This is a genomic window from Lutibacter sp., from assembly GCF_040883305.1.
Taxonomy (GTDB): domain Bacteria; phylum Bacteroidota; class Bacteroidia; order Flavobacteriales; family Flavobacteriaceae; genus Lutibacter.
The window spans coordinates 1-5,497 of sequence record NZ_JBFLKT010000210.1; the positions used below are offsets into that span (position 1 = coordinate 1).

General features: G+C 31.5%; 7 protein-coding genes. 3 read left to right on the plus strand and 4 right to left on the minus strand.

Going from position 1 to position 5,497, the window contains the following annotated elements:
- The 4 genes from AB1Z17_RS06610 to AB1Z17_RS06625 all read right to left on the minus strand — a co-directional run.
- Positions 1-1,706 (minus strand): peptidoglycan D,D-transpeptidase FtsI family protein (locus tag AB1Z17_RS06610; protein ID WP_368051006.1); only part of this gene is annotated, 1,706 nt, incomplete at its 3' end.
- An 8-nt stretch (positions 1,707-1,714) separates the two neighbouring features.
- On the minus strand, positions 1,715-2,041 hold the full coding sequence (locus AB1Z17_RS06615; protein ID WP_368051007.1) for an FtsL-like putative cell division protein: 327 nt from the start codon (positions 2,039-2,041) through the stop codon (positions 1,715-1,717).
- Positions 2,042-2,938 (minus strand): 16S rRNA (cytosine(1402)-N(4))-methyltransferase RsmH, encoded by an 897-nt coding sequence (gene rsmH, locus AB1Z17_RS06620; RefSeq protein WP_368051012.1) that lies wholly within the window; start codon positions 2,936-2,938, stop codon positions 2,042-2,044.
- Entirely contained in the window at positions 2,925-3,395 is a 471-nt protein-coding gene (locus AB1Z17_RS06625; protein ID WP_368051008.1) for a division/cell wall cluster transcriptional repressor MraZ, read from the minus strand. Before AB1Z17_RS06625 ends, rsmH begins: the two co-directional genes overlap by 14 nt.
- Positions 3,396-3,604: 209 nt before the next feature.
- On the opposite strand from AB1Z17_RS06625, the gene AB1Z17_RS06630 reads away from it, so the two are divergent.
- From AB1Z17_RS06630 to AB1Z17_RS06640, 3 genes are all read left to right on the plus strand, one after another.
- Complete coding sequence (locus AB1Z17_RS06630; protein WP_368051009.1) at positions 3,605-4,369, plus strand: alpha/beta fold hydrolase; 765 nt, start codon at positions 3,605-3,607, stop codon at positions 4,367-4,369.
- A 3-nt stretch (positions 4,370-4,372) separates the two neighbouring features.
- Positions 4,373-4,984: a ribosome biogenesis GTP-binding protein YihA/YsxC gene (gene yihA, locus AB1Z17_RS06635; RefSeq protein WP_368051010.1), complete on the plus strand. Its 612-nt coding sequence runs from the start codon at positions 4,373-4,375 to the stop codon at positions 4,982-4,984.
- Positions 4,985-5,497, plus strand: a 513-nt coding sequence (locus AB1Z17_RS06640; protein WP_368051011.1) for an RluA family pseudouridine synthase, incomplete at its 3' end; no start/stop codon positions are given.

Sequence of the window (5,497 nt, forward strand, 5' to 3'; positions counted from 1 at the left end):
ATATCTTTAAAAACCGGCCCCGAAACATCTGCACCATAAAAACCTGTTTTAGTATTTGGTTTATGAATTACCACTATGCAAGAATATTTTGGATTCTCTGCAGGAAAATACCCTGTAAATGAAGAGATGTATTTCTTGTCTTTTAACCATGCTTCATAATTTCCATATTCTACACGTGCAGTTCCAGTTTTCCCAGCCATTGAAAAATCTTCAGAATATAATTTTCTTCCCGTACCTCTGTAAACCACATTTTTAAGTATTTCCTGAATTTTAGCAACTGTTTCTTTAGAGCAAATTGCTTTATTTATAACTTCTTTTTCAAAAGATTCTACGTGTCTATTCCAAGACCTTATTTCTTTTACAAACCTAGGTTTTACCATTTCTCCATTATTGGCAATAGCGTTGTAAAACGTTAAGGTTTGTAATGGTGTTAATTCTAAATTATAACCATATGCTATTGATGGCAAGGCGTTTTTACTCCATATCTTATGATCTGGGCCAGGAATTAGAGGTGTTCCTTCTCCTTTAATTGGCAATCCTAATTTGTCATTCAAATTCATTTTATATAATGAGTTGATAAATTTTTCTGGATTATCACCAAAATTCTCTTCAATTAACCTTGCGAAAGCAATATTTGAAGACACTTCCAATGCACGAGCAGCCGATATTTCTCCAAAACCACCACGTTTAGAATCGTTAATATACCTTCCATGCATTCTATACCTTCCAGTTCCAGTATCTACAACTGTATTGGTATCAATTGCTCCAGATTCCAGCGCCGCAACCATAGCCATTAATTTAAATGCTGAACCAGGCTCATGAGATTCATAAACTGCGTAATTTCGCTTTTCATAGTACTTTCCTTCAGAACTTCTTCCCAAATTAGAAATAGCTTTAACCTCTCCAGTTTTGGTTTCCATTACTACCACACAACCGTGTTCAGCTTCATAAAACTCTAATTGTCTTAATAAAGAATGATGTGCAATATCTTGAATATTAACATCTAATGTTGTTACAATATCTTTACCATTTATAGGCTCTTTTTCGTTTCTATCATTAATTGGCTTCCATTGTCCTTTTGCAATCTTTTGCTTAAGCCTTAATCCGTTTTTACCTGTTAAGTATTTTCTATAAGCACCTTCAATTCCAGGGGCTCCTCTATAATCATCGTAACCAATAGTTCTTTCTGCTACTTTATTTAAAGGATGCGCTCTCACAGTAGATTGCTCTGCTATAAAACCACCTTTATACATTCCTAAATTAAAAATTGGAAAACTTTTAATCTTCATATATTCTGTATATCCTAACTTTCTTGCAATAAATAAGTACCTGTTTTTACTATTTCTGGCTTTTCTAATTTTACGTTCCCAATGTGCTGTAGTATTTCCTAGCATTTTAGAAAGCTCTTGAGATAAACTTCTTACATTTTTTTCGAACACTTCACTATCAACAGTTACAGCATCCATTCTAATTTCATATTGAGACATTGAAGTTGCAAGCAAACTACCATCAGCAGAAAAGACACTACCTCTATTGGCATAAATGGTATCGTTTCTTAAAGTTAATTGCTCAGATAAATTTCTGTATTTATCTCCGTCTGAAAACTGAATATCCGTTAACCTAAAAATAATAGCCACCAAAAAAAGCGCTATAATAATAACTACAACGTACAATTTATTTAATATGCCCTTTTTTGTTGTTGCCAATTTTTTGGTTATTTTTTTGAGATTACTTTTATAACTTGTGGTGGCTGTTCACTTGGTTTTATACCCAAATCAATCACTTTTTTACGTACCGTTGATTCCAATCGCATTCCCATTGAAATTGAACGTTTATCTAAAAATTCTGCTCTTAACTCTTTAATTTCATTCGTTAATTTTGCAATTTCCATTACTTTTTTATCAGAACTATGAGCACTTGCAATCATTAACAACAATAAGGCGACTACAAACAATATAAATCGCCAGTTTTTAAAGGAGTCTTTATTTACTAAAAAATCTCCTTTTAATAAGTTGAATATGCTAGATTTTATAGCTGACATTTATTTAACTGTTGCAATTCTTAATTTGGCACTTCTAGCTCTATTATTTTTCTTTATTTCAGAAAAGCTTGGGATTATTAGTTTTCCGACTTTTTTCATTGGCACATTTACATTACCAAACATGTCTTTTTCAGGCTCACCTTCAAACAAACCACTTCTAATAAATCTTTTTACCAATCTGTCTTCTAAAGAATGGTAAGAGATTACACTCAACCTTCCATTTTCGTTCAGCAATTCAGGTATTTGCAATAAAAATTCTTTCAATGCTTCAATTTCCTGATTTACTTCTATACGAATACCTTGAAATATTTGTGCTAAAATTTTATGCTCAACAGATTTTGGCACAAACTCACTTAACACTTCTTTAAGCTCAAAGCTTGTTTTAATCTTTTTTTCTGAACGCGCTGTTACTATTTTTTTTGCAATTGCTCTTGCATTTCTAAGTTCACTATATTGAAATAAAACAGTACTCAGTTTTTCCTCATCGTAATTATTAACAACTTCAAAAGCAGACAACTCACCTGTTTGATTCATTCGCATATCCAAATCAGCATCAAAACGTGTAGAAAATCCACGTTCAGCTTCATCAAACTGATGTGAAGAAACACCTAAATCAGCTAAAATCCCATCCACTTTTTTTACGCCATAAAATCTTAAATATCTTTTTATGAATCTAAAATTTTGAGGAATTAACGTAAATCTTGGATCGTCGATTATATTTCTTTGCGCATCCTCATCTTGATCAAAAGCAAACAACTTTCCGTGTTCATTCAACCTACTCAAAATCTCCTTTGAATGCCCACCTCCACCAAAAGTAACATCCACATAAATGCCATCTGGTTTAACATTTAAACCATCAACACTCTCTTTTAATAAAACCGGACTATGATATTCCATTGTTATTGTTTGCATTACCCATAACTTCTTCCGCCAAATCTGCGGTATCTCCCGAACCATCATCAATTGCTAATTCGTACCTGTCTTTATCCCAAATTTCAATAATATTAACTGCGGAAGACAGCACTATATTTTTTGATATTCCTGCAAAAACTTGTAAATCTTTTGGTACTAATAACCTTCCAGAAGCATCTAATTCTACAATTTTAACACCCGCTGTAAAACGGCGAATAAAATCGTTGTTCTTTTTAACAAACCTGTTTAATTTATTTACTTCTGCCATTAAAATATTCCATTCATCCATCGGATATAACTCTAAACACGGCTGAAATAAGGAACGTTTTAACACAAAACCCTCTTGTAAAATTGGACTCAACTGCTTCTTTAAAGCAGCAGAAAGCAATAGCCGCCCTTTGGCATCAGCTTTTCCTTCGTATGTTCCAATTAAATTTATCATTATGACTTTGTATAAAATCAAAAATAGAAATTTTTTCCCACATTTTTCCACTTTTACCCACTTTGTTGATAACTTTTACCACTAACTGCATATTCAAAGCTATTTTTTTGAAAAACAGTTGATTAATAATTTATTTGCCTCTGTTTAGAAAAAAAGGTTTTTTTAGAAAAAAAAGCTACCTTTGTGGCAAGCTTAAAATTTAAAATTTAATGAGCAAGAATTTTATCACAGAAGGAAAATTTAGTTACGCAGAAGAAGGAGAAGGTCAACCGATAATTGTTCTTCACGGGCTTATGGGAGGTTTAAGTAATTTTGAAGGTGTGCTCAACTATTTTTCAAAACGAGGTTATAAAGTTATAATACCTCAGTTACCTATTTACACACTACCATTATTAAAAACCAATGTTAAAAACTTATCGAAATATTTAAAAGATTTTATGGCTTTTAAAAAAATAAATAAAGCTATTTTAATTGGTAATTCTTTAGGTGGTCATATTGGATTGTATTTTACAAAATTTAATTCGAAAAATGTTGCAGGTTTAATATTAGCTGGGAGCTCTGGATTGTATGAAAAATCTTTAGGTGACACCTACCCAAAAAGAGGTGATTACGAATATATTAAGAAAAAAGCTGAAGAGGTTTTTTATGACCCAACGGTTGCTTCAAAAGAAATGATTGATGAAGTTTATGCCTCTGTAAACGATAGGCATAAAGTAATAAGAACATTGGCTATTGCTAAAAGTGCTATCCGTCATAATATGGCAAAAGACTTACCAGATATGAACATACCTGCATGTATAATTTGGGGGAAAAACGACCCTGTTACACCTCCAGAAGTTGCTATTGATTTTCAGAGATTATTACCTGATGCTGATTTATTTTGGGTCGAAAAATGTGGCCATGTACCAATGATGGAACATCCAGATGAATTTAACAGAATTCTTGAAAACTGGTTGAAAGACAGAAACCTTTAAAAAATGAAAATTAAAACCGCTGATTTTGTAATTAGCAATAGTGACGTAGCTAAATGTCCCAAAGAACGGTTAGCTGAATATGCTTTTATTGGGCGTTCTAATGTTGGAAAATCTTCCTTAATTAATATGCTAACTGGTCAAAATAAATTAGCAAAAACTTCGGGAAGACCAGGGAAAACACAATTAATAAATCATTTTAAAATCAATAATAATTGGTTTTTGGTAGATTTACCCGGTTATGGATATGCAAAAGTTTCAAAAAGTGTTAAAAAAACGTTTCAAAGCTTTATAAAAAATTACTTTTTACAAAGAGAACAGCTTATCTGTACATTTGTTTTAATTGATTGTAGACACGAGCCTCAAAAAATTGATTTGGAATTTATGGAGTTTTTAGGTGAAAATGAAATTCCTTTCTCAATTATTTTCACAAAATCTGATAAACTAAAACTTTCTGAATTGAATAAAAATATTAAAAACTATTCCAAAAAAATGACGCAAACTCTTTGGGAAGAAATGCCACAATATTTTATTACTTCCGCAACTTCTTCTGATGGAAAAGAGGAGTTACTAGCATATATTGATGAAATAAATCAACAATTAGAAATATCTAATTAAATGGCTTCAACTAAAGGTAATTTAGAAGTTTTATTTGAAGATAATCACCTAATAATTGTCAATAAAAAATCTGGAGATATTGTTCAAGGAGATAAAACTGGAGACAAACCTTTAAGTGATATTGTTAAAGAATATATTAAAGATAAATACAACAAACCAGGTAATGTTTTTTTAGGTGTTGCGCACCGTTTAGACAGACCAACTACTGGAATTATAGTTTTTGCAAGAACCTCAAAAGCATTGGAACGCTTTAATAAAATGCTACGTGATAAAGAGGTACATAAAACGTATTGGGCAGTTGTAAAAAACAAACCAAAAGATTTACAAAATACACTGATTGGTTATTTGAGAAAAAACCCAAAAAACAACAAATCAACCTCATATTCTTCTGAAATTGAAGGAAGTAAAAAAGCCATTCTTCATTATAAATTACTTAAATCTCTCGATAATTACCATTTATTAGAAGTTGATTTAGAAACGGGCCGTCATCATCAAATTCGCTGTCAATTATCA